Annotated in this window: 20 protein-coding genes and 1 pseudogene; 7 read left to right on the forward strand and 14 right to left on the reverse strand. The window is 67.1% G+C overall.

Annotated features, from left to right (window positions below):
• Positions 1–15 precede the first annotated feature (15 nt).
• Positions 16–459, forward strand: a complete 444-nt coding sequence (locus C3F42_RS21590) for a TadE family protein (RefSeq protein WP_023632045.1) — start codon at positions 16–18, stop codon at positions 457–459.
• Positions 456–3,092: a PAS domain-containing sensor histidine kinase gene (locus C3F42_RS21595; RefSeq protein WP_104444884.1), complete on the forward strand. Its 2,637-nt coding sequence runs from the start codon at positions 456–458 to the stop codon at positions 3,090–3,092. Before C3F42_RS21590 ends, C3F42_RS21595 begins: the two co-directional genes overlap by 4 nt.
• Here the strand turns inward: C3F42_RS21595 and C3F42_RS21600 are convergent.
• The 7 genes from C3F42_RS21600 to C3F42_RS21630 all read right to left on the reverse strand — a co-directional run bounded on the left by C3F42_RS21600 (position 3,077) and on the right by C3F42_RS21630 (position 9,729).
• Entirely contained in the window at positions 3,077–5,032 is a 1,956-nt protein-coding gene (locus C3F42_RS21600) for a pilus assembly protein TadG-related protein (protein ID WP_232888279.1), read from the reverse strand. The two genes, C3F42_RS21595 and C3F42_RS21600, sit on opposite strands and share 16 nt — an antisense overlap.
• A gap of 149 nt (positions 5,033–5,181) precedes the next feature.
• Complete coding sequence (locus tag C3F42_RS21605) at positions 5,182–5,742, reverse strand: DUF4136 domain-containing protein (protein ID WP_023630953.1); 561 nt, start codon at positions 5,740–5,742, stop codon at positions 5,182–5,184.
• 19 nt (positions 5,743–5,761) lie between these two features.
• Positions 5,762–6,394 carry a DUF4136 domain-containing protein gene (locus C3F42_RS21610; RefSeq protein WP_094012502.1) on the reverse strand — a complete coding sequence of 211 codons (633 nt, stop codon included), beginning with the start codon at positions 6,392–6,394 and terminating at the stop codon, positions 5,762–5,764.
• Positions 6,395–6,414: 20 nt separating this feature from the next.
• Positions 6,415–7,164, reverse strand: coding sequence for a methyltransferase domain-containing protein (locus tag C3F42_RS21615; protein ID WP_094012503.1), 750 nt, complete (start codon positions 7,162–7,164; stop codon positions 6,415–6,417).
• Positions 7,161–7,466, reverse strand: coding sequence for a MazG-like family protein (locus C3F42_RS21620; protein ID WP_046857688.1), 306 nt, complete (start codon positions 7,464–7,466; stop codon positions 7,161–7,163). The genes C3F42_RS21615 and C3F42_RS21620 overlap by 4 nt, the downstream gene beginning before the upstream one ends.
• Positions 7,467–7,522: 56 nt before the next feature.
• Positions 7,523–8,374: a MaoC/PaaZ C-terminal domain-containing protein gene (locus C3F42_RS21625; RefSeq protein WP_094012504.1), complete on the reverse strand. Its 852-nt coding sequence runs from the start codon at positions 8,372–8,374 to the stop codon at positions 7,523–7,525.
• 2 nt (positions 8,375–8,376) lie between these two features.
• The gene (locus C3F42_RS21630) at positions 8,377–9,729 is read right to left on the reverse strand and encodes a 3-oxoacyl-ACP reductase (RefSeq protein ID WP_094012505.1); all 1,353 of its coding nucleotides are present in this window, start codon (positions 9,727–9,729) and stop codon (positions 8,377–8,379) included.
• A 115-nt stretch (positions 9,730–9,844) separates the two neighbouring features.
• On the opposite strand from C3F42_RS21630, the gene C3F42_RS21635 reads away from it, so the two are divergent.
• A complete protein-coding gene (locus C3F42_RS21635; protein WP_104444885.1) occupies positions 9,845–11,122 on the forward strand; it encodes an acetyl-CoA C-acetyltransferase in 1,278 nt (425 codons plus the stop codon).
• Between the two features lie 59 nt (positions 11,123–11,181).
• Entirely contained in the window at positions 11,182–11,958 is a 777-nt protein-coding gene (locus C3F42_RS21640) for a helix-turn-helix transcriptional regulator (RefSeq protein WP_038706826.1), read from the forward strand.
• A gap of 66 nt (positions 11,959–12,024) precedes the next feature.
• Here the strand turns inward: C3F42_RS21640 and C3F42_RS30375 are convergent, their stop codons facing one another.
• The 5 genes and pseudogenes from C3F42_RS30375 to C3F42_RS21660 form a co-directional block, all read right to left on the reverse strand.
• Positions 12,025–12,792 carry a methyl-accepting chemotaxis protein gene (locus C3F42_RS30375; protein ID WP_371041622.1) on the reverse strand — a complete coding sequence of 256 codons (768 nt, stop codon included), beginning with the start codon at positions 12,790–12,792 and terminating at the stop codon, positions 12,025–12,027.
• A gap of 138 nt (positions 12,793–12,930) precedes the next feature.
• Positions 12,931–13,971 (reverse strand): annotated as a pseudogene (locus C3F42_RS30380) (cache domain-containing protein); the annotation flags it as partial.
• A gap of 197 nt (positions 13,972–14,168) precedes the next feature.
• The gene (gene cueR, locus C3F42_RS21650) at positions 14,169–14,573 is read right to left on the reverse strand and encodes a Cu(I)-responsive transcriptional regulator (RefSeq protein ID WP_023631307.1); all 405 of its coding nucleotides are present in this window, start codon (positions 14,571–14,573) and stop codon (positions 14,169–14,171) included.
• The gene (locus C3F42_RS21655) at positions 14,570–16,969 is read right to left on the reverse strand and encodes a heavy metal translocating P-type ATPase (protein WP_104444887.1); all 2,400 of its coding nucleotides are present in this window, start codon (positions 16,967–16,969) and stop codon (positions 14,570–14,572) included. The genes cueR and C3F42_RS21655 overlap by 4 nt, the downstream gene beginning before the upstream one ends.
• 54 nt (positions 16,970–17,023) lie before the next feature.
• On the reverse strand, positions 17,024–17,410 hold the full coding sequence (locus C3F42_RS21660; protein WP_104444888.1) for a hypothetical protein: 387 nt from the start codon (positions 17,408–17,410) through the stop codon (positions 17,024–17,026).
• A 146-nt stretch (positions 17,411–17,556) separates the two neighbouring features.
• On the opposite strand from C3F42_RS21660, the gene C3F42_RS21665 reads away from it, so the two are divergent.
• Positions 17,557–17,754, forward strand: coding sequence for a heavy-metal-associated domain-containing protein (locus C3F42_RS21665; protein WP_023632213.1), 198 nt, complete (start codon positions 17,557–17,559; stop codon positions 17,752–17,754).
• Between the two features lie 158 nt (positions 17,755–17,912).
• On the forward strand, positions 17,913–19,094 hold the full coding sequence (locus C3F42_RS21670; protein ID WP_104444889.1) for a multidrug effflux MFS transporter: 1,182 nt from the start codon (positions 17,913–17,915) through the stop codon (positions 19,092–19,094).
• Here C3F42_RS21670 and C3F42_RS21675 read toward each other — a convergent pair.
• Entirely contained in the window at positions 19,045–19,242 is a 198-nt protein-coding gene (locus tag C3F42_RS21675; protein ID WP_031315199.1) for a hypothetical protein, read from the reverse strand. The genes C3F42_RS21670 and C3F42_RS21675 overlap by 50 nt on opposite strands.
• A 493-nt stretch (positions 19,243–19,735) precedes the next feature.
• Between C3F42_RS21675 and C3F42_RS21680 the strand changes: the two genes are divergently transcribed.
• Positions 19,736–20,446 carry a helix-turn-helix transcriptional regulator gene (locus C3F42_RS21680; RefSeq protein WP_023630783.1) on the forward strand — a complete coding sequence of 237 codons (711 nt, stop codon included), beginning with the start codon at positions 19,736–19,738 and terminating at the stop codon, positions 20,444–20,446.
• Here C3F42_RS21680 and C3F42_RS21685 read toward each other — a convergent pair.
• Complete coding sequence (locus C3F42_RS21685; protein ID WP_104444890.1) at positions 20,443–21,393, reverse strand: adenosine deaminase; 951 nt, start codon at positions 21,391–21,393, stop codon at positions 20,443–20,445. The two genes, C3F42_RS21680 and C3F42_RS21685, sit on opposite strands and share 4 nt — an antisense overlap.
• Between the last annotated feature and the right edge of the window lie 47 nt (positions 21,394–21,440).

Genomic DNA, 21,440 nt, shown 5'->3' on the forward strand with positions numbered 1-21,440 from the left:
AGGGTAGACGCGAACATGAAAGCAGGCCCGGCGGGACAACAAAAAGGCGCGGCTGCCATCGAGTTTGTCGCGGTATTCATGGTGTTTTTCGCGGTGTTCTACGGCCTGGTCAGCTACGCCTTGCCAATGCTCATGCTGCAGTCGTTCAACCAGGCCAGCAGCGAAGCGGTGCGCCGTTGCGTGGCCGTGGACCCGAGCAGCCAGACCTACGAGCTGGATGTGCAGGGGCTGGCCCGCCAGGTGATCGGCCAGCAACTGGCGTGGATGCCCAATGCGCTGGGCTTCAATGTGAACACCGATACCCGGGTCACCGTGGGCACGGACAAGGTGCTGACGGTGGTGATCGACTATCCCCGCGAACGCCTCAATCGGGTCTTGCCGACCCTGCTGCTGCCGGTGATCGGTGATGTGCCCAAGCTGCCCGCGCGGCTGCAGGCCCAGGCGAGCCTGCAACTGTGAGTGGCGGTCTGTTCGACCGCTGGTTCGCCGCGCCGGCTCCTGCCCAGGCGCCCGAGGCGACACCCGCCGTCGGCCTGCAACTGTGGCTCGACGACCAGGCGCGGGTGCTGCGCCTGGCCGGCCCGCTGCGCAGCTTGCTGGCATTGCCCGGCCAGGCTGGCGCACGGGTGCACGACTACCTTGAGCGACACAGCTGGCTGGTGCTCGAAGGCCATCCCGCGGACTGGCAGGGGCAGCCACTGGACCTGGATTTCCATACGGTCATGGGCCACGCCCTGCACACCCGTGGCTGGCTGCAACGCCACGAGCAGGGCTGGATGCTGCAACTGTTCGACATCGGCGACCTGCTCCGCGAACAGCGCTGGGATCGCCAGCGACCGCTGCTCGGAGAGATCGGCCATGCCCTGCGCGAATGCGGCGCCGAGCGCCTGGCGCAGACGGTGCGCGAGCAGTTGCGTAGCCTGACTGAACACTGGCAGGCCGCCGCGCTGCGCCTGGTTCTGCGCGAGCCGGGCGGCTGGCGCCACTTTGCCAGCAGCGATGATGCCTGGCCCTGGCCCGATGATCGTCGGTTGCGGGACAGGCTGGACCAGTGGCCGGCCCAGACCCTGATCGAGGTGCGCGACGACCCTGATCTGCTCGCCCTGTGCGGAGGCGCCTCGCTGTTCCTGGTGCCCTATCGGCAAGGGCTGGAGGCCGAGGCCTGGATGTTGTGCGCCGGGGCGCGCCAGGTGCCTGCGGTCGACATGGCCCTGGCCCTGGTGCGCAGCCTGACCGAGCCGCTGCTGGTACGGCATCGCCGCCAGCAACTGCAGCACCAGGCCCATCACCTCGACGACCTGCAGCAGCAGTTGGGCGCGGGGTGGTGGGAGTGGCCGGCGCACGGCGACCTGCAGTTGGACCCGGCCCTGGCCGCAGCCCTTGGTTTCGACAGCCGGGTCGGCCAGGCCCAGTGGCTTGCCCGCCTGCACCCGGCCGACCGCGAGCCCGCGCAGCTGGCCCTGGACCAGGCCCGTGACGGGCAGGCGTTGAGCCTGGGCGTGCGTCTGCTGGACCGTGACCCGCTCGCGGCGCCGCGCTGGTTCCATTGGGCCGGCCAGGGCCGGGGCGGCCAGTTGCGCGGTTTCCTGCTCGATATCAGTGCCCTCAAGGCCCAGGAGCAACAGGCTGGCGCGGCCCGGGCGCGGCTGGAGAACCTGATTGCCCGCTCACCCGCGGTGATCTATGTGCAACGCTATGCCGAGGGCGCGCTGCACAGCGATTTCTACAGTGCCAGCCTGGCGCCGTTGCTGGGTTGGGAGGCCGACGGCGAACTCGCCCGCCAGCCGGGCCTTGCGGTACATCCCGACGACCGTCCACTGTGGCTGGAGCGCACCCGCAGCCTGCTGCGCGATGGCCTGGTGCGTTGCCGCTATCGCCTGCGCGACCACCTCGGTGGTTACCACTGGATGCTCGACGAGGCCCGCCTGCTGCGTGACGACTTGGGTCAGCCGCTGGAGGTGGTCGGCCTGTGGCTGGACGTCAGCGAAGCCACCGAGGCCGCCGAGCGCATGCGCCAGAGCGAGGAACGCTACCGGGTGCTGGTGGAGGACTCGCCGGCGATGATCTGCCGCTATCGCCCGGACCTCAGCGTGCTGTTCGGCAATCGCCCGCTGGCCGATTACCTGGGTTGCACGCCCGAGCAGTTGCAGGGCGCGGACCTGGGGCAATGGTTGTCCGCCGACCAGCGCGAGGGATTCATCCAGCGCCTGCGGGCACTGACGCCCGAGCAACCGGTGAGCAGCGCGGAGATCTGCCTGCAGTTGCCTGGCCGTGAGCATGCCTGGTGGGTCTGGGCCGACCGCGGCATGTTCGACGGCGAAGGCCGCCTGCTCGAGGTCCAGGCCGTGGGCCGTGACAACACCGAGGTGCGGCGCAGCCAGCAGCAGCTGTTGCAGGGGGCCAAGATGGCTACCCTCGGCGAGTTGGCCACCGGCCTGCTGCACGAGATCAACCAGCCGCTCAACGTGATGCGCATGGCGGTGGTCAATGCGCTCAAACGCCTGGAGAACGGCGCCGCCGATCCGGCCTACCTGGAGGACAAGTTGCGTCGTATCGAGGCGCAGGTAGAGCGCGCGGCCCGGCTGGTCGAGCACATGCGCGTGTATGGCCGGCGTTCGACGGTCGAGCGCGAGCGCTTCGCCGCCTGGTGCGCGGTGCAGGGCGCCCATGCATTGCTGGAGGAGGGCCTGCGCGGCAAGGGCGTGGCGCTGCAGCTGGAATCGCCCGAGGCGATGCCACAGGTGCTCGGGCATCAGGACCAGCTGGAGCAGGTGCTGATCAACCTGATGGTCAACGCCCGCGATGCCTTGCTGGAGCAGCAGGTGGCGCAGCCATGGATCCGCGTGCGCCAGGCACTGCATGGCGAGCGGCTGTGGCTGCTGGTGGAGGATAATGCCGGCGGCATCGATGCGCGGCTTCACGAGCGGATCTTCGAACCCTTTTTCACCACCAAGCCGGCTGGTGTCGGCACCGGCCTGGGGCTATCGGTCAGCCATGGCATCGTCAGCCAGATGGGCGGCGAACTGACGGTGAGCAATACGCCCGGGGGCGCGTGCTTCTGCATCGAGCTGCCGGTTCACTGCACCAGTTGAGCGTGGCCGCTGGAGCAACTGAGGTTGGCGCCGACCTCGGCGCTGGCCAGATCGATGCCCAGCACCTTGAGCAAGCCGTTGACCAGTGGATCGAGCAGCGGGCTGAGCAGGTTCCTGATGATCGGCTCGAGGATGTTCTTCACCCCATCCAGCAGGCCGGCGGTGAGCACCAGCACCTGGCCGAGGCCACTGTTGGCAGTGGGTCTGTAGGCTTCCAGATGTACTCCCGCAAGCGTGCCGGACAGACTGCCCACCACCTGGCCCTGGTCGCTATCCATGGGCTGGAACATCGGATCCTGGCCGATAGTGCGTGGGGCATGGTCGCCGGCGAAGACCAATGGTTTTTCCGTCGGGCTGCTGCCGAGCAGCTTGGTGTCCACCCGCAGGCCGATACCGCCGCCGGCATAGGGCACGCGTGTACCGCAGGAAGGCGGCAGGATCAGCAGGCGGCTGCAGACATTGGTGCCGATATCGATTACCGGCAGGGCCTGCACTTTCACTAGGTCAGGCCCATTGCTGAGGAACTCGGCCGGTGAGTCGAACTTGCCGATCGCGATCCTCGCCGCCGAGCGCTGGGTGAGAGTGGTCAGGCTCTTGGGCGCGCAGCTGTAGTTGTCGGGTGGTGCCGGGCGCAGGCGGCTGGTGCCTTCGGCCACTTCGATGCCGATGTCGATGTGCACCTGGCTGTCCAGCAGCTTGATGTCGCTGACCTTGCACGGGATGCCCAGGGCGCAGGTCAGCGACTGCACGGTGCCCAGCAGGTTCAGGCTGAGCAGGTTGTTGAGCACGTTGGTCAAGGGCGCCGCCAGGTCCAGCACGGCATTGAGCAACCCGGCGATGCCGGTCAGCAGGGGCAGGTCCAGTGATACCAGCGCGCGGATCTGCGCGGTATGGACGCGCAACTCATCGCTGCGCGGGTCGCCCACGGCGGAGTTCTGCGGGGGCTGGATCACCTTCAGATACACGCGGCCGTTGATCAGACCCAGCACGGTGATGGGGATCTCGGCGTTCACCGCTTGCCGATTAGCCGCCAGTTGAATCATGGCCTGGACCAGTTGCAGCAGTTGCACGTTCGCGTCCAGGCCGGCCTGGACGGTGCCGGTCTGCAGGTTGAGTAATTGTCCAACGGTGATCGGCCCTTTGAGGTCCGCGGCGAGTTTGAGCAGATTGCCGGTCACCTCCACGGCGGCGCCGCTTTGCTGCAGTACCTTGACGGCGACGTCCAGCAGCTTGTCGGCGGTGGTCTGGAGGTTCAGCAGTTGCTGGTAGTCGCCCAGGTTCAGGTGCAGGTCGGTGGACAGTGCGTCGAGGTAATCGAGCAGGTTGAGCTGGGTATCGGCGATGCCTTGCCAGCCCAGCACGGTGAGTTGGGTGCTGGCGCCGATGGCCTTCAACAGGGCGTTGAGAATGGCCGACTGCATCGAACTGACCTGCAGCAGTGTGCTGCGAATGCTCAGCATTGCCTGGGGCGGCCCAGGGTTGGCGGCCACCGCGCTGGCGCGCAGGGTGGTGGTGCGGGCGATGGCACCGCCCTGCACCAGCGCGTAGATGCCACCGGCAAAGCTGGTGACCACCACATTGCTGACCTCGACCTTGATCGCCTCGTTGCGCTGGTTGTCGGCAGTGAAGGTGCGCAGGTTGTCATTGCCGGTGCGCAGGTAGCCACAGCTGGCGATCAGCGGGTTGAGCGGCGAATGGCCGTTGCGGGTGGCGGCGGTGCGGGCCAGGGTGGATGCCTGCGGGCCGCTGCCGGTGCAGGCGCCGTCATGCTCGGCGGCTTCCAGCGCAGCCATGTCGGCGATGCGTTGCAGCTTGCGTTGTTCGAGGTAGAGGCGGCCGCTGTCGACGGTCAGGAGCATGAACACCAGGGCCAGGCCCATGGTCAGCGCGGCCATCAGGCCGATCGCGCCGCGTTGGCGCACAACGGAACGGGGAACCACGGGCACTCCTTTGCCGGCCTGGGGCCCGGCAGCGTGGCGGCGGTGCAAGGAGTGTAGTCAAGGTGATGGCAAGTTGCCTTGATCGAAGTGCCCCGCCCCAGCGGCGCATCGCGGGGGCGGGGCAGCGGGTTTGCCCCGCGATCAGGGGCTCAATGTGGCGGATAGTTGCTCAGCACCTGGGTCACGGTCTTCTGGATCGCCGCGTTGCGCTCCTGCGGGCTGGGTGGGTAGTTGTTCATGATCTGTTCGGCGCTGCCACGCCACACCAGCTTGCCGTCACGCCCGTCGAACAGGTCGACCTGGATGGTCGCCACCTTGTAGTCGACGCTGCGGGTCTCGTTGTACATCGGCCCGCCCCAGTAGCCGCCCCAATAACCACCCCAGGCGCCGCCATAGTTGGTGGTGATCTGCTGCTGGCGGTCCTCGACGATCAGGTAGGCGCGCACCTTCACATCGGCCCGGGCACTGCCCTGGACCGGGCGCAGGCCACGCTGGTCGAGTTGCCCGGCGACCGCCTGACGGATGCGCTGCTCGGTCAGGTCGCTCTTGATCCGCGGATCGTCCGGACGGTATTGCAGGGCCGGCTCCTGCCAGGCCCAACTGCGGTAGGCGGCGAAGTCGCGGCTGGCATCGAAGTCCTGCTGCACGTTGTTGCTCGAACAGGCCGCCAGCAGCAGGGCGAAGGACAGAAGGACGAGACGGCGCAACATGATGGTTCTCCGTAAAGGGTCAGCTGGGAGGATAGCCGCTCATCGCCTTGCTCACCGACTCGCGCAGGGCGCTTTCGCGTTCACGCGGCGAGTCCTTGTCGCTGCCGCTTTCGGCGCTGGCGCTCCACACCGGCTGGCCGTTGCGGGCATCGAACAGGTCGATGCGCACCACCATCACTTCGACCTGGTAGGTGCGCACGATCGGCACGCTGCCATAGGCGCCATAACCATTGCGGTAGCCGCCGTAGCCGACGCTGCCATAGGGGTAGGGGCCGTAATAGGGATCGTAGTCGTAGTCGCGTACCTGGCGCAGGCGCCGCTCCAGGCGCACGTCGGCGCTGACCAGCAGGTCGGCAGGAGCATTGTGGGCCGGGCGCAGGCCGTGCTGGTCGAGGGCGCTGCTTACCGCGTCGGCCAACTGGCCCGGCGTAGCGTTCGCCAGGCCGCCGGGGGGCTGGCTGTTGCGCCAGCTCCAGCTGCGGTACCGGCCATAGTCGCGCGGTGGCGTGGGGTAGGCGCTGGCGTCGAAGGTACCGGCGGCTTGCGGCGGTGCCGGTGGCAGCGGCTTGCCGCTGGCGACATAGGGGTTGCTGCTCTGGCAGGCGGCCAGGGCGAGGGGGAGCAGGGCCAGGCAGAGCAGACGGTACGGCATGTATCCTCCTGGCGGGCGGGTCAGTGGGGCCGGCAGATCCAGTGCAGGTAACGACCCAGGCCGGCGAAGCTGGGGTGGCGACGGTGCGCCAGCTCCATCTCCAGCAGGTCGAGCAGCTCGGCCTTGGCCTGGAACTCCTTGGGCATGTAGTCGTGGAACACCCGCACGCCGCTTTCGCTTTCGACCTGCCACATGGGCTCAAGTTGCGCCTTGAGCTCGCGTGGATCAAGTGGTTTCTGTGGCGTCAGGCTCTGCTTCTCGCCGGCCAGGCGGTTATGCCGCAGCTTGCGGAAATGCCCCTTGAGCAGGTTGCGGTAGACCAGCGCGTCGCGGTTGTAGAAGGCCAGCGACAGCCAGCCGCCCGGCGCGGTCAGCTGATGAAGCACCGGCAGGATGCTTTCGGGTTCGGCCAGCCATTCGAGCACCGCGTGGCACAGCACCAGGTCGTAGGGCTCGGTGAGCTGGCCAAGCAGGTCCTGCCAGGGCGCCTGGATGAACGTCGCCTGCTGGCCGGCCTCGGCGAAGCGCGCACGGGCACCGTCGAGCATCGGCGCGGCGGGCTCGGCGAGGGTCAGTTGGTGGCCACGCTGGGCCAGCCACAGGGCCATGTGGCCCAGGCCGGCACCGATGTCGAGTACCCGCAAGGGGCGGTCGGGCAAGGTTTCGGCCAGGTCGGCCTGCAGCACCGCCAGGCGGATCGCCCCTTTGGCGCCGCCATAGATCTTCTCGGCGAAGCGGCTGGCCAGCTCATCGAAATGACGGTCGTTCATTTGGCGAAGCGCCTCTCGCTGTCGGCGAGCTTGGCCCGCACCACCTCGTTCATGTCCAGGCCAAGCTCGCTGCACAGCAGCAGCAGGTAGAGGACGATATCGCCCACTTCCTGGCCGGCGTGGGCAAGCTGGTCGGCGGGCAGCTGGCGCGACTGGTCTTCGCTCAGCCACTGGAAGATCTCCACCAGCTCGGCCATTTCGACGCTGGCGGCCATGGCCAGGTTCTTCGGGCTGTGGAAACCCCGCCAGTCGTTGGTGTCGCGGATGCGGTGCAGGCGTTCGGTCAGTTCTTGCAGGTTCATCGGGATCTCCTCGTGGCGCATAGCTTCCGGCGAGGTTCCTTGCAAAGCAAGCCCGATCAGAGCGCGCGCCAACTGCCGAGCATGTGCACCAGCCCACCGTGGCCATCCAGGCGCAGCTCGCCGGCCGGACCCGCCTCGCTGGCGCTCAGCACTACTTCCGAAGGCAGTCGCACCGGCTTATGGAAATCCACCGCGAATTCATAACCGGCTTTCGGCAGGTGCCCCTGCAGCGCCGCCAGCGCCATGGCCTTGCTCCACATGCCGTGGGCGATGGCTCTGGGGAAACCGAACAGCCGTGCGCTGAGGCGGCTCAGGTGGATCGGGTTGTAGTCGCCGCAGACCCTGGCATAGCGCCTGCCGATGTCGCTGTCGGCGTACCAGCGGGTGGCCTCGGGCAATGCGGCGGGTGTCTGCGCGGTGGCGCTGGCGGCCTGTTGCTCGAGCTTGAGGCCGCGCACCAGCATGCGGCTGGTCTCGCGCCAGAGCAGCCCGAGCCCGTCCTCGGCCTCGGTCACCAGGTCGAAGGTGCCGCCCTTTTCGTGGGGCTGCAGGTTGTCGGCGAACACCGCGAAGCGCAAGCCATCGATGCCGCCCAGTGGGCGCAGCACCCGCAGGCTGTTGTGCAGGTGCACCAGCCCGAGCAGGGGGAAGGGGAAGTCGTCGCCGGTAAGCAACTGCAATTGCAGGCTGAAGGCCATGACGTGCGGGTAGGTGCCCGGCAGGCGGCCGTCATCGGCGAAGTGGCAGAGCCGGCGGTAGGCTGCCAGGTTGGTGCCATCGACCCGCAGGTAGCAGCGCAGGCCCGGCTCAGGCAACTGGCTGCCACGGATCTTGCGTCTGCCGAGGGCGCGCAGGTAGAGGTTCAGGCGTGAGTCGGGGCTGTGCAGGTCGTGCCAGGGTCGGGTCATGGTCAGGCTCCCATCAAGGCCTGGCCGCAGACCCGCAGGGCCTGGCCGTTGACCGCGCCGGAACCTGGCTGGCTGAGCCAGGCGATGGCCTCGGCGACATCCTGCGGCAAGCCGCCCTGGCCGAGCGAGCTCAGGCGCCGGCCGGCCTCGCGCAGGCCCATGGGCATGGCCGCGGTCATGTGCGTCTCGATAAAGCCCGGCGCCACCGCGTTGATGCTGGCACCCTGTGCGGCCAGGCGCGGCGCCCAGGCCTGGGCGAAACCGATCAGCCCGGCCTTGCTGGCCGCGTAGTTGGACTGGCCGCGGTTGCCGGCGATGCCGCTGACCGAGGCGAGCAGGGTGATACGGGCGTCGCGCTGCAGCTTGCCACCCTCGAACAGCGCCTGGGTCAGCACCTGCGGGGCCTTGAGGTTGACGGCCAGCACCGCGTCCCAGTATTCCGGGGTCATGTTGGCAAGAGTCTTGTCGCGGGTGATGCCGGCGTTGTGCACCAGGATGTCCAGGCCTTGCGGCAAGGCTTCGAGCAACTGCGCGGCGGCATCGGCGGCGCAGATGTCCAGGGCCAGGGCACGGCCGCCCAGGCGCGCGGCGAGGGCGTCGAGGTCGCGCTGCGCCTGGGGCACGTCGAGCAAGGTCACCTCGGCGCCATCGCGGGCCAGGGTTTCGGCGATGGCCGCGCCGATACCTCGCGCGGCACCGGTGACCAGGGCGTGACGGCCGGCCAGCGGGCGAGTCCAGTCTTCGACCTGGGCGGCGCACGCCGACAGGCGCAGGACCTGCCCGGAAACGAACGCACTCTTGGGCGAGAGAAAGAAGCGCAGCGCGCCTTCGAGCTGGTCTTCGGTGCCGTCACCGACATACAAGAGGTTGGCCGTGGCGCCGTTGCGCAACTCCTTGGCCAGCGAACGGCTGAAACCCTCCAGGGCGCGTTGGGCGACACTGGCTTGCGCATCGTCCAGGCTTTCCGGGGCGCGCCCCAGGATCACCACATGGGCGCTGGGGGCCAGGCTGCGCAGCAAGGGCTGGAAGAATTCGTGCAACTGCTTGAGCGCGTCGCTGTCGGACAAGCGACTGGCATCGAATACCACGGCCTTGATTTTCGGCCCCAGGCCGGCGACCCAGGCGGGGGCGTCGAGTGCTTCGGCGTCGAAGCCGTAGCAATCGGCGGTCAGGCGTGGGGCGATTGCCGCGACCTGGCTGGCCAGTGGGCCGCCACCGAGCACCAGCGCGCCCTCGATGGGGCGCAGGCGCCCGGCCTGCCAGCGCTCCAGCGGCACCGGGCGCGGCAGGCCGAGGGCATCGACCAGTTTGCGGCCAAGGGTGGAGTTGGCAAAGCCCAGATAGCGGTCGCTCATGTACGGTTCTCCCTGAAGGCAAGCATGCAAGTGTGGACCAACTTTGTGGCAGGGTCGTTCGAATAGCCGAAAAGAACCTAGTCTTAAGGCTCAAATTGTTTCAGGAGGAACAGGCATGCAGTCAATTCGCCGGGTCGCGATCCTGGGGGGCAACCGGATTCCCTTCGCCCGCTCCAATGGCGCCTACGCCAAGGCCAGCAACCAGGCGATGCTCACCGCCGCCCTCGAAGGCCTGGTGGAGCGCTACCGCCTGCATGGGCTGCGCCTGGGCGAGGTCGCGGCGGGGGCGGTGCTAAAGCACTCGCGTGACATGAACCTGACCCGCGAGTGCGTGCTCGGCTCGCGCTTGTCGCCGCAGACGCCGGCCTACGATATCCAGCAGGCCTGCGGCACTGGGCTGGAGGCGGCGTTGCTGGTGGCCAACAAGATCGCCCTGGGACAGATCGACAGCGGCATCGCCGGCGGCGTCGACACCACCTCGGATGCCCCCATCGCGGTGAGCGAAGGGTTGCGTCAGATCCTGCTGCAGGCCAACCGTGGCAAGAGTCTTGGCGAGCGCCTCAAGCCTTTCCTCAAGTTGCGTCCGGGCCTGCTCAAGCCCGAGCTGCCGCGCAACGGCGAGCCGCGCACGGGGCTGTCGATGGGCGAGCATTGCGAGCGCATGGCGCAGACCTGGCAGATCGAGCGCGGCGACCAGGATGCGCTGGCGCTGCTCAGCCATCAGCACCTGGCGGCGTCCTATCGCGAGGGATGGCACGACGACCTGCTCACGCCCTACCTGGGCCTGAGCCGCGACAACAACCTGCGCGCCGACCTCACCCTGGAACAGCTGGCCAAGCTCAAGCCGGTGTTCGAGCGCAGCGGCCTTGGCACGCTCACGCCGGGCAACTCCACGCCGCTGACCGATGGTGCCTCGCTGGTACTGCTCGGCAGCGAGGCATGGGCCGAGGAACATGGCCTCAAGGTGCAGGCCTACCTGGTCGACGGCGAGGCGGCGGCGGTGGATTTCGTCCATGGCCAGGAGGGCCTGCTGATGGCGCCGGTGTACGCGGTGCCACGGCTGCTGGCACGCAACGGCCTGACCTTGCAGGACTTCGATTTCTACGAAATCCACGAAGCCTTTGCCGCCCAGGTGCTGTGCACTCTCAAGGCCTGGGAAGATGCCGACTACTGCCGCACACGGCTGGGGCTCGATGCGCCGCTCGGTGCGATTGACCGTACCAGGCTGAATGTGAAGGGCAGTTCGCTGGCTGCGGGGCACCCGTTCGCCGCGACGGGCGGGCGGATTCTGGCGAACATGGCCAAGCTGCTCAGCGAGCGGGGCAAGGGGCGCGGCCTGATCTCCATCTGCGCGGCGGGCGGCCAGGGAGTGACGGCGATCATCGAGCGATAGGTTCGGCGTTGACTGCGATGGCTGATACCCTTGTCCGTCCCGAGACACCAGGCCCAATCATGTCGACTATCGGCCCGCGCCCCATCCCCACGCTGGACCACTTGCCCAGGCCGCTCTATGCCCGCGCCGAGAGCCTCGGTGCCGGATCCTGGACCACCCGCCACCGCCACGACTGGGTGCAGTTCTCCTACGCCATCAGCGGGGTGCTTGGCGTGTACACCAGCGACGGCAGCTACTTCGCCCCGCCGCAATGGGGCGTGTGGATCCCGGCCGGCACCGAGCACGATGTGGTGACCTCGATGCAGGCCGAGATGCGCAGCCTGTATGTGCGCAGCGATGCCTGCCCATGGTCGCCCAGCGAATGCCGGGTGCTGGAGGTCACGCCGCTGGCGCGCGAACTGATCAAGCAGTTCTGCACCTTCGCCGTGGCCTATCCGGAGGGCGACAGCGCCGAGGCGCGGCTGGTGGCGGTGTTGCTTGACCAACTACGCACCCTGCCGCAGGTAGGCTTCTCGCTGCCGTTGCCGCGTCATCCGGGTTTGCTGGCGTTGTGCAACGGGCTGATCGCCGCGCCCGACCAGGTGCAGACCTTGCAGCAGTGGGCCGTGCAACTGGGGGTGTCGGAAAAGACCCTGATGCGCCTGTTCCAGCGCGAGACGGGGCTGAGCTTTCGCAACTGGCGCCAGCGCATGCGCCTGTTGACGTCGCTGGCGCTGCTGGAAGCGGGGGAGAGCGTCACCCAGGCGGCGCTGGGCTGCGGTTATGACTCGACCTCGGCCTATATTGCCGCGTTCAAGCAGTTGTTCGGGGCGACGCCGGGGGAGCTTCGCCTGTAGCAGGTAAAAGGCCGGTCGGTGGGCAACCGCGCATCTACAAGAGCGCGCGTGCCCACCGCCGGCAACTCAGGTCTTGAACCTGCGCACCAGCGCATCCAGCTCGTTGGACAGCCCGGCCAGGCTCTCGGAGTCCTGACGCGCCGCCTGGGCCAGTTCCGCCACCAGTTGGGCATCGCCATGGATCTGGCTGATGTGGCGGTTGATGTCCTCGGCCACCTGGTGCTGCTCCTCGGCGGCGGTGGCGATCTGGGTGTTCATGTCGCGGATGACGTCCACCGATTCGCGGATCTGGCCGAAGCTGTCGCGGGCCAGGCCGATACGGCTGACCGACTGCTGCGAGACCTCGATGCTGGCGTGCATCTGCTCGGCGACCTGGGCCGTGCGGCTGGCCAGGTTGCCCAGCAGGCCGTCGATCTCGGCGGTGGAGTCGGCGGTGCGCTTGGCCAGGGCGCGGACTTCGTCGGCGACCACGGCAAAGCCGCGGCCCTGCTCACCGGCGCGGGCGGCCTCGATGGCGGCGTTGAGCGCCAGCAGGTTGGTCTGCTCGGCAATCGAGCGGATGGTGCCGAGGATCGACTGGATGGCATTGCTGTCACGCTCCAGTTGCTGGATCGATTGCGCCGACTGCTCGATTTCCTGGCTCAGGCGATCGACGCTCTGCACCGCCGCGTCGATCTGCTGCTGCCCTTCACGGGCCTGCTGCTGGCCGCTGTCGGCCGATTGCGCGGCCTGGCTGCAGGAACGGGCCACTTCGTTGGCGGTGGCGACCATCTCATGGAAGGCCGTGGAGACCATGTCCACCGCTTCGCGCTGGCGCCCGGCGGCTTCGGCCATGTCGCCGGAGACGCGGGTCGAGCTGTTGGAGGTGCTGAGAATCTTGCTCGCCGCACCGCCGATGTGCTGGATCAGGCTGCGGATGGCGCCGAGGAACTGGTTGAACCAGCTGGCCAGCTGGGCGGTTTCGTCGCGGCCGCGGATCTCCAGGTTGCGGGTCAGGTCGCCTTCGCCCTGGGCGATGTTCTCCAGGCCGCTGGTGACGCTGTTGATCGGGCGCACGATGAGCTTGGCGAACGCCGCGCCTACCACGGCGAACACGGCGGCCAGGATCAACGCGACGACGCCGATCAGCCAGGTAAGGCGGGTGGTGGTCTGCATCACTTCGTCTTGCTGGATCAGGCCGATGAAGGTCCAGCCGAGTTTCTCGTCGGGGTAGACGTTGGCCATGTAGCGCTCGCCGTTCAACTGCACTTCGGCCAGGCCCTTGCCGGCCTTGGCCAGCTCGGCGTAGCCGTCGCCCAGGCTGGCGAGCTGCTTGAAGTTGTGGCTGGCGTCGCGCGGGTCGACCATCACGTTGCCGTTGTTTTCCATGAGGATCAGGTAGCCGCTCTCGCCCAGCTTGATCTGCTTGACGATTTCGGTAAGGCCCTTGAGCGACACATCGATGTTGACCACGCCGCCCGGGTTGCCCAGCGTGTTGGCCACGGCGCGCACGGTGCTGACCAGCACGGCGTCGTCGCCGGCCCAGTAGTAGGGGGCGGTGCGCAGGGTTTTGCCGGGGTTGGCCATGGCCGCCTGGTACCAGGGGCGAGTACGCGGGTCATAGTTGGCCATTTTCGGATCGCCCGGCCAGAACGCGTAGCCACCGTCCTTCAGGCCATAGGACACATAGGCGTAGTCCGGGTGGCTCTGGGCCAGGCGGCTGAACAGGTCGAACAGCGCCTTGTCCTGCTCGCCGGGAGCGATGCTGGCGGCATCGGCGCTGATGTGCTTCTTGACGTTGTCAGCGCTGGCCGCCACCAGGGGCTGTGCGGCGAGGTAGTCGACGTTCTGGGTGATGCCCTGGAAGAAGATGTCCATGGCATTGCCGACCTGGCGAATCTCCCGGCTGCTGTTGTCGAGGAAATCGTCGCGGGCTTCGCCGCGCAGGTTGAGCACCACCAGGGTGGCGACCAGGACGATGGGCAGGCCGGCGATGATGGCGAAGGCCCAGGTGAGTTTCTGCTTGATGTTCATCCACGCTCCCAGAGTTGTTCTTGTCGTTGCACGAGGCTGTAACAGTGCATCGGCAAAGCCTGGGTTTTATGTAGGCGAACGCCTGTATTTATTGGGTGAAAAGGCTATTGAAGGGGATATCGGTCGGGGTTGGCTAATATGGCATACCAAAAGGTGTCCGCAGGAGCGACGCACTGCCGCTCCCACAGGCGATACCGTCAGTGACAGCAGCCGCTGCCATTGGCCAGGTCCTTGAGGATCGGGCAATCCGGGCGGTCATCGCCCTGGCAGTGGGCCACCAGCTCACCGAGGGTGTCGCGCAGGCTCACCAGCTCTTCGATGCGCTGGTTCAGCGCGTCGATATGCTGCATGGCCAGGGCCTTCACGTCGGCGCTGGCGCGCTGGCGGTCCTGCCACAGGGTCAGCAGCTTGGCGACTTCGTCCAGGGAGAAGCCCAGGTCCCGCGAGCGCTTGATGAACGCAAGGCTGTGCAGGTCTTCCTGCTGGTACAGGCGATAGCCGCTTTCGCTGCGCGTGGCGGGGCGCAACAGACCGATGGACTCGTAGTAACGGATCATCTTGGCGCTGAGCCCGCTACGGCGGGCGGCCTGGCCGATGTTCATGGCGCCTCCTGGTCGATGGCGGTGGGTTTCCAGGTTTTCAGCCACAGGGCGTTGCTGACCACGCTGACGCTGGACAGGGCCATGGCGGCGCCGGCCAGTACCGGGTTGAGGTAACCAAGTGCGGCCAGGGGGATGCCGACCAGGTTGTAGATGAAGGCCCAGAACAGGTTCTGGCGGATCTTCGCATAGGTCTTGTGGCTGATGTCCAATGCCGCGGGCACCAGGCGCGGATCGCCGCGCATCAGGGTGATGCCGGCGGCCTGCATGGCCACGTCGGTGCCGCCGCCCATGGCTATGCCGATATCGGCGGCGGCCAGTGCCGGGGCGTCGTTGATGCCGTCGCCGACCATGGCCACCACGCCTTGCTGCTTGAGCGCGGCGACTGTAGCCGCCTTGTCCGCTGGCAGCACTTCGGCATGCACGTCATCGATGCCCAGGGCGTCGGCCACCACTTTGGCGCTGCCACGGTTGTCGCCCGTCAGCAGGTGGCTGCTGATGCCACGGGCATGCAGCGCGTCGATGGCCGCGCCGGCGCCGGGCTTGAGGCTGTCGCCGAAGGCGAACAGGCCGAGTACGCGAGGGTGCTGGCCGCGTTCGATCAACCAGGACAGCGTGCGGCCCTCGGCTTCCCAGGCCTGCGCACTGTCGGCCAGGTCACCCGGCGGCAGACCGTTTTCGTCGAGCAGGCGACGGTTGCCCAGGGCCAGTTCACGGCCATCCACCTGGCCGGCGATGCCGCGACCGGTGAGGGACTGGCTGTCGGCAACCTGTGGCACGTGCAGGCCTTGTTCGGCGCAGGCGTCGAGTACCGCTTTGGCCAAGGGGTGCTCACTGCCGCGTTGCAGGGCGCCGGCCAGGCGCAGCAACTCGTCGTTGTCGCCGCTGCTGGCTTGGCTGTGGACGATGCGCGGGCTGCCCGAGGTGAGCGTGCCGGTCTTGTCGAACACCACGCTGTTCACCGCATGGGCACGCTCCAGTGCTTCGGCGTCCTTGATCAGGATGCCGTGACGGGCGGCGACGCCGGTGCCGGCCATGATCGCGGCGGGCGTGGCCAGGCCGAGGGCGCATGGGCAGGCGATCACCAGCACGGCGACGGCGTTGATCAGGGCGGTTTCCAGCGGCGCGCCGGCCAGCCACCAGCCGACCAGGGTGATCAGCGCCAGCACCAGTACTGCTGGCACGAACACCTGGCTGACCCGGTCGACCAGCTTCTGGATGGGCGCCTTGGCCGCCTGGGCGTCCTCGACCAGGCGGATGATGCGCGCGAGCACGGTCTCGGTGCCCAGGGCCAGGGTTTTTACCAGCAGCCGGCCTTCGCCGTTGATGGCCCCACCGGTTACCGAGTCGCCAGGCGCCTTGGGCACAGGCAGGCTTTCGCCGCTGATCAGCGCTTCATCGGCATGGCTGCTGCCTTCGAGCACTTCACCATCGACCGGGAAGCGCTCGCCGGGTTTGACCACTACCAGGTCGCCCAGGCGCAACTGACTGATCGCCACCTCTTCCTCGCGCCCTTCGATGACTCGCACCGCCCGTTCCGGGCGCAGCGCCTCCAGCGCCCGGATGGCGCTGGCGGTCTGGCGCTTGGCGCGGCTTTCCAGGTACTTGCCCAGCAGCACCAGGGCGATGACCACCGCCGAAGCTTCGAAATACAGGTGCGGTTCCATGCCGTCATGGGCGTTGGCCCATTGGTACAGGCTCAGGCCGTAGCCGGCGCTGGTGCCCAGGGCGACCAGCAGGTCCATGTTGCCGGCACCGGCGCGCACGGCCTTCCAGGCGGCGACGTAGAAGCGTGCGCCGAGGATGAACTGCACCGGCGTGGCCAGCAGGAACTGCGCCCAGGCCGGCAGCATCCAGTGCACACCGAAGGGTTGCGCCAGCATCGGCAATACCAATGGCAGGGCCAGCAGCAGGGCGGCGCCGACCGCCAGGCGTTCGTTGCGCAGGCGGCGTTGGGCTTGGGCCTGGTCATCGTCGGCGGTGCGCGGCAGGCTGGCGCTGTAGCCGGCCTTTTCCACCGCGGCGATCAACACGCCGTCATCGACGGCCTGCAAAACTTCGAGGTGGGCGCGTTCGCTGGCCAGGTTGACGCTGACCTGCTCGACCCCCGGCAGCTTGCCGAGGGCGCGTTCGACACGGCCGGCGCAGCTGGCGCAGGTCATGCCGCCGATCTGCAGTTCGAGGGTGCGGGTGGGGACGCTGTAACCGGCGTCGCGCACCGCGCCGACCAATGCCGGCAAGCTGTCGGCCGGCGCCTGGACCCGGGCCTGCTCGGTGGCCAGGTTGACGCTGACATGTTCGGTGCCGGTGACCTTGCGCAGGGCGCGCTCGACCCGACCTGCGCAACTGGCGCAGGTCATGCCGCTGATCGGCAGGTCGAAGGTGGTGGATGCGGGCATGGCTCTCTCCTCCGTGGATAGGCCTTCAGCATCAACCTTGCCATGCGGGCAAGGTCAATAGCCCAGGTTGGCTTGCCTCAATTCCAAGCCCTTGTGCCCTGTGGCGATGCGGTACTTCCTGATCTGCCCCGCCTGCAACGTCAGGCGCGTGCTGCGCTGGTCTTCGATACCCGGGGCGCAACCGGGCATCTGCCCGGGGAGCAGGCGCAAGCGTACGTCGACCGGGCCCGGTGGCAGGTTGAACGAGGTCGATTGCTCCTGGAACAGCCGGCCGGCCAACTGATCATTGAGGTAGATACCGATCTCGCAACTGCTGGCCACTTCCAGGCGCTCCCGGGAAATCATCAGCACGCTGTAGTCCGAGTTGCCTTCGGCGCTGGCCGGTGGCACCACGGCCAGCGCGCCCAGCAGTCCGACTAGGCTCATTGCTGCCCTGATCATGAAGAATCTCCTGCTTGCCAAAATCGTCAAAGGCGCAGCTTGGCCGAGCCGCGCAAGGATTTCCAGCCCGGCCGTTTGACGCGGAACTTGACCTTGCCCCGATGGCAAGGCTGAAAGTAGACAAAACCCACAAGGAGGCAACCCCTATGCAAGTGTTCAATGTACAAGGCATGACCTGTGGCCATTGCGTGAAAGGCGTGACCCGTGCGGTGCAGGAGCAGGACGCCGCGGCGCGGGTAGAGGTGGACCTGGCGGCGAAGCAGGTGCGGGTGGACAGTGCGCTGGCGGCGGATCAGATCCTGGCGGCGATTCGTGAAGAGGGGTATCAGGCCGAGGTGGCCTGAACGGCTGGATTGTCCAGCTAAAGCATTTCTGTAGAAGCGGGCTGCCTGGGCAAGCCCGCGGCTACAGAAATACAGGCCAATTATTGCAAAGGTTTTCAACGCCCGATGATCCAGTGCAGGTAGACTAAACGACTTGCTTAGCCTGCTATGGATTCTCCATGAACCTGCGAACCTTGCTGATTCTCGGCGCCCTCAGTGCGTTCGGGCCTTTGGCGATCGACTTCTATCTGCCCGCCTTCCCGGCCATGGCGCATGCCTTCGCCACCGACGAAAAGCATGTGCAGGCGACCCTGGCCGCCTACTTCCTCGGCCTGTCCCTGGGGCAGCTTGCCTATGGGCCAGTGGCCGACCGATTCGGCCGGCGCATCCCGCTACTGTTCGGGGTCGGCTTGTTCACCGTGGCCTCCCTGGCCTGCGCCTACGCCCCCAACCTCGACAGCCTGATCGTGGCGCGCTTCGTCCAGGCCCTGGGCGGCTGCGCCGGCATGGTGCTGTCGCGGGCGATCGTCAGCGACAAGTGCGACGCGGTGGCCTCAGCCAAGGTGTTCTCGCAATTGATGCTGGTGATGGGCTTGGCACCGATCCTCGCGCCGATGCTCGGTGGCGTGCTGGTCAACGTGTCCGGTTGGCAGTCGATCTTCCTCGCCCTGAGCCTGTTCAGCGCGGCCTGCCTGGTGGCCGTCGGCCTGGGGCTGCCAGAGAGCTTGCCGGCCCATGTGCCGCGCCAGCCTCTGTCGGGCGCGCTGCGCCAGTACCTGCGGCTGTTCGGTGACCGGGTTTTTGTCGGTCATGCGTTGACCGGTGGTATTGCCATCGCCGGGATGTTTGCCTACATCGCCGGTTCACCGTTCGTGTTCATCAAGTTACATGGGGTGCCCGCCGAGCACTATGGCTGGCTGTTCGGCACCAACGCCGCAGGCTTCATCCTGATGGCCCAGGTCAATGCGCGCCTGCTGGCCAAGCGTGGCCCGGCGTTCCTGCTGGCGCGGGCAGTGTGGCTGTACCTGGTGGCGGCGCTGGCGCTGCTGGTGGTCGCGGCGCTGCGCCCAGCGCAGTTGTGGCCGTTGCTGGTGCCGTTGTTCATATGCATCGCCAGCCTTGGTTGCATCATCCCCAACGCCTCGGCCTGCGCCATGAGCGGGCAGGGCGCGCGGGCCGGCAGCGCCTCGGCGCTGATGGGCTGTCTGCAGTTCAGCGTCGCCGCGGGCGCGGCAGCGCTGGTCGGGGTGCTGCACGATGGCAGCGCGGTGCCCATGGCGCTGGTGATCAGCCTGTGCGGCGCACTGGTGGTCAGTGTCGCAGTGCTGACCCGGCGCTTGCAGGCCAGCCGGCCTGCGTGAGGGTGTGGGGCGCGCTCAGGCGCGCCTCCAGCAGGGCGACGAACGAGCGTGCCTCGGCCTCGCTACGGAAACTCACCACATGCTGGTCGAGCTGGACCTGCCAGGGGCAGGCGGGATTTCGGTTCGACGCACTGACGACAATCTTCATCGCGATCCACCTCCAGTGAGCGGGAGCGGATCTAGTGTAGCGCCGCTCCCGGCGCTCACCATGACCGTCAGTCACTCCCCTGACTGACGGTCATGGTGGCTTGAAGTAAGGCCACCTTCTGTTTTGCGCAGCGGAAGTTTTCACTGTGTATGTCGGACTTTTCGAGCCTGGTGATAGCGGCTGTCAGCTACGTTCCTGGCGCAGCCACAGTAGAACGGGGGCATAAGCCACTTCTGCGGCGCGGCGCGCTGACAAACGCACCTTTGCGGACGTTGCGCGGGGGACCAACGCCCACTCGGTCCGTGCATGCATGCCGCGAGGCGAGCCACCTCCAGCGGCTTATACTGCCTCCGGCGCCCAATGCCAGCGTGAGATCCTTCCTGGCCTGGCGCTGACCATCCGGCACACGAACCATCCCGTGCTTGCCCGCACAGGCGGCAGGGCGTCGGCGCTTATCGCCGCCAGACGAGTTACATCAGGGAGCTTCAGTTTCATGACCGCAGTCCGCAGCATCAGTCAGGTTGCCAGCCTGATGGCCGATCCCAAGCGCAGCGCCATGTTGTGGGCGTTGATCGATGGCACCCCGCGTGCGGCGGACGAGCTTGCCGTGATCACCGGCCTGAGCACTTCCTCGGCTTGCGCGCACCTGTCGCTGTTGTCCAGTGCCGGCTTGCTCAGGCACGAAACGCGTGGGCGCAAACGCTTTTTCCGCCTGGCAACGCCGGAGGTCGGCACCGCAGTGGAGGCCCTTGCCAGCGTCCAGTTGGCCAGCCGCTCCGTGGGTGGGCAGGGCTCTTCGCTGCAAATCCCTCTGTCGATGCGCAAGGCGCGCTTGTGCGGTGATCATCTGGGCGGCGAGGTGGCTGCCGCGCTCCTGCATCGCCTGCATGTGGCCGGTTGGTTGGAGGGCAGCGAACAGCACCTGGTCGTGAGCCAGGAGGGCAAGGGGCAACTGGAGGCGATGGGGGTGTTCATCGACGCGCTGGCCGCCGCCGACCGGCGTGGCTGTGTGATCTGCCACTGCAGCAAGTGGAACGATCAGGGTCCGCACCTCGGCGGTTGCCTGGGCCAAGCGTTGCTCAGGCTGTTCACCCAGTCGGGCTGGGTGCGTGAGCAGGAGGGCAGCCGGGCGGTGCACCTTACACCGCTCGGCCAACAGCAGATCAACGCGATCGCCTGCCTACCCTCGCGCCAGGTCGGTTAGCGCACCAGGCGTGCGTCCAGGCTGTTCTGCGCCAGGCGGCGTGCCTGCTCCTGGGTCATGCCCAGATGCTCGTGCAGGGCATGGAAGTTCTCGGTGACGTAGCCGCCGAAGTAGGCCGGGTCATCGGAGTTGACCGTGACCTTCACGCCACGCTCGAGCATGTCGAGGATGTTGTGCTGGCTCATGTGGTCGAACACGCACAGTTTGGTGTTGGACAACGGGCAGACGGTCAACGGGATCTGCTCGTCGATGATGCGCTGCATCAGGCGTTCGTCCTCGATGGCGCGCACGCCGTGGTCGATACGCTGGATCTTCAGCAGGTCGAGCGCCTCCCAGATGTATTCGGGCGGGCCTTCCTCGCCGGCATGGGCCACGGTCAAAAAGCCTTCGCTGCGGGCGCGGTCGAAGACGCGCTTGAACTTGCTGGGCGGATGGCCTTTTTCCGAGCTGTCCAGGCCTACGGCGACGAATGCGTCGCGGAAGGGCAGGGCCTGGTCGAGGGTTTGCTGCGCCTCGTCCTCGCTCAGGTGGCGCAGGAAGCTGAGGATCAAACCACTGGAGATGCCAAGCTGTTCACGGCCATCCTTGAGTGCCTGGCTGATGCCATTGAGCACCACCTCGAACGGAATGCCCCGGTCGGTATGGGTCTGCGGGTCGAAGAACGGCTCGGTGTGGATAACGTTCTGCGCCTTGCAGCGTTGCAGGTAGGCCCAGGTCAGGTCGTAGAAATCCTGCTCGGTACGCAGGACGCCGGCGCCCTGGTAATAGAGGTCGAGGAATTCCTGCAGGTTGTTGAAGGCATAGGCGCCGCGCAGGGTTTCGACATCGGCCCAGGGCAGCGCGACCTTGTTGCGTTCGGCCAGGGCGAACAGCAGTTCGGGCTCCAGCGAGCCCTCCAGGTGCATGTGCAGTTCCGCCTTGGGCAAGGCGTTCAGCCAGTCATACATGTGTGCAATCTCGATCAGGTACGGTTGGCCGCCATTCTACAGGGCCT

This window comes from Pseudomonas sp. PONIH3, from assembly GCF_002934345.1.
GTDB lineage: Bacteria > Pseudomonadota > Gammaproteobacteria > Pseudomonadales > Pseudomonadaceae > Aquipseudomonas > Aquipseudomonas soli.

Excerpts from the sequence above, each read along its gene's own strand:
- C3F42_RS21590 (WP_023632045.1), top strand. The coding sequence starts at position 16 with ATGAAAGCAGGCCCGGCGGGACAACAAAAAGGCGCGGCTGCCATCGAG.
- C3F42_RS21605 (WP_023630953.1), bottom strand. The coding sequence starts at position 5,742 with ATGTTGCGCCGTCTCGTCCTTCTGTCCTTCGCCCTGCTGCTGGCGGCC.
- C3F42_RS21610 (WP_094012502.1), bottom strand. The coding sequence starts at position 6,394 with ATGCCGTACCGTCTGCTCTGCCTGGCCCTGCTCCCCCTCGCCCTGGCC.
- C3F42_RS21615 (WP_094012503.1), bottom strand. The coding sequence starts at position 7,164 with ATGAACGACCGTCATTTCGATGAGCTGGCCAGCCGCTTCGCCGAGAAG.
- C3F42_RS21620 (WP_046857688.1), bottom strand. The coding sequence starts at position 7,466 with ATGAACCTGCAAGAACTGACCGAACGCCTGCACCGCATCCGCGACACC.
- C3F42_RS21625 (WP_094012504.1), bottom strand. The coding sequence starts at position 8,374 with ATGACCCGACCCTGGCACGACCTGCACAGCCCCGACTCACGCCTGAAC.
- C3F42_RS21630 (WP_094012505.1), bottom strand. The coding sequence starts at position 9,729 with ATGAGCGACCGCTATCTGGGCTTTGCCAACTCCACCCTTGGCCGCAAA.
- C3F42_RS21635 (WP_104444885.1), top strand. The coding sequence starts at position 9,845 with ATGCAGTCAATTCGCCGGGTCGCGATCCTGGGGGGCAACCGGATTCCC.
- C3F42_RS21640 (WP_038706826.1), top strand. The coding sequence starts at position 11,182 with ATGTCGACTATCGGCCCGCGCCCCATCCCCACGCTGGACCACTTGCCC.
- C3F42_RS30375 (WP_371041622.1), bottom strand. The coding sequence starts at position 12,792 with ATGGCCGAAGCCGCCGGGCGCCAGCGCGAAGCGGTGGACATGGTCTCC.
- cueR (WP_023631307.1), bottom strand. The coding sequence starts at position 14,573 with ATGAACATCGGCCAGGCCGCCCGCCGTAGCGGGCTCAGCGCCAAGATG.
- C3F42_RS21655 (WP_104444887.1), bottom strand. The coding sequence starts at position 16,969 with ATGCCCGCATCCACCACCTTCGACCTGCCGATCAGCGGCATGACCTGC.
- C3F42_RS21660 (WP_104444888.1), bottom strand. The coding sequence starts at position 17,410 with ATGATCAGGGCAGCAATGAGCCTAGTCGGACTGCTGGGCGCGCTGGCC.
- C3F42_RS21665 (WP_023632213.1), top strand. The coding sequence starts at position 17,557 with ATGCAAGTGTTCAATGTACAAGGCATGACCTGTGGCCATTGCGTGAAA.
- C3F42_RS21670 (WP_104444889.1), top strand. The coding sequence starts at position 17,913 with ATGAACCTGCGAACCTTGCTGATTCTCGGCGCCCTCAGTGCGTTCGGG.
- C3F42_RS21675 (WP_031315199.1), bottom strand. The coding sequence starts at position 19,242 with ATGAAGATTGTCGTCAGTGCGTCGAACCGAAATCCCGCCTGCCCCTGG.
- C3F42_RS21680 (WP_023630783.1), top strand. The coding sequence starts at position 19,736 with ATGACCGCAGTCCGCAGCATCAGTCAGGTTGCCAGCCTGATGGCCGAT.
- C3F42_RS21685 (WP_104444890.1), bottom strand. The coding sequence starts at position 21,393 with ATGTATGACTGGCTGAACGCCTTGCCCAAGGCGGAACTGCACATGCAC.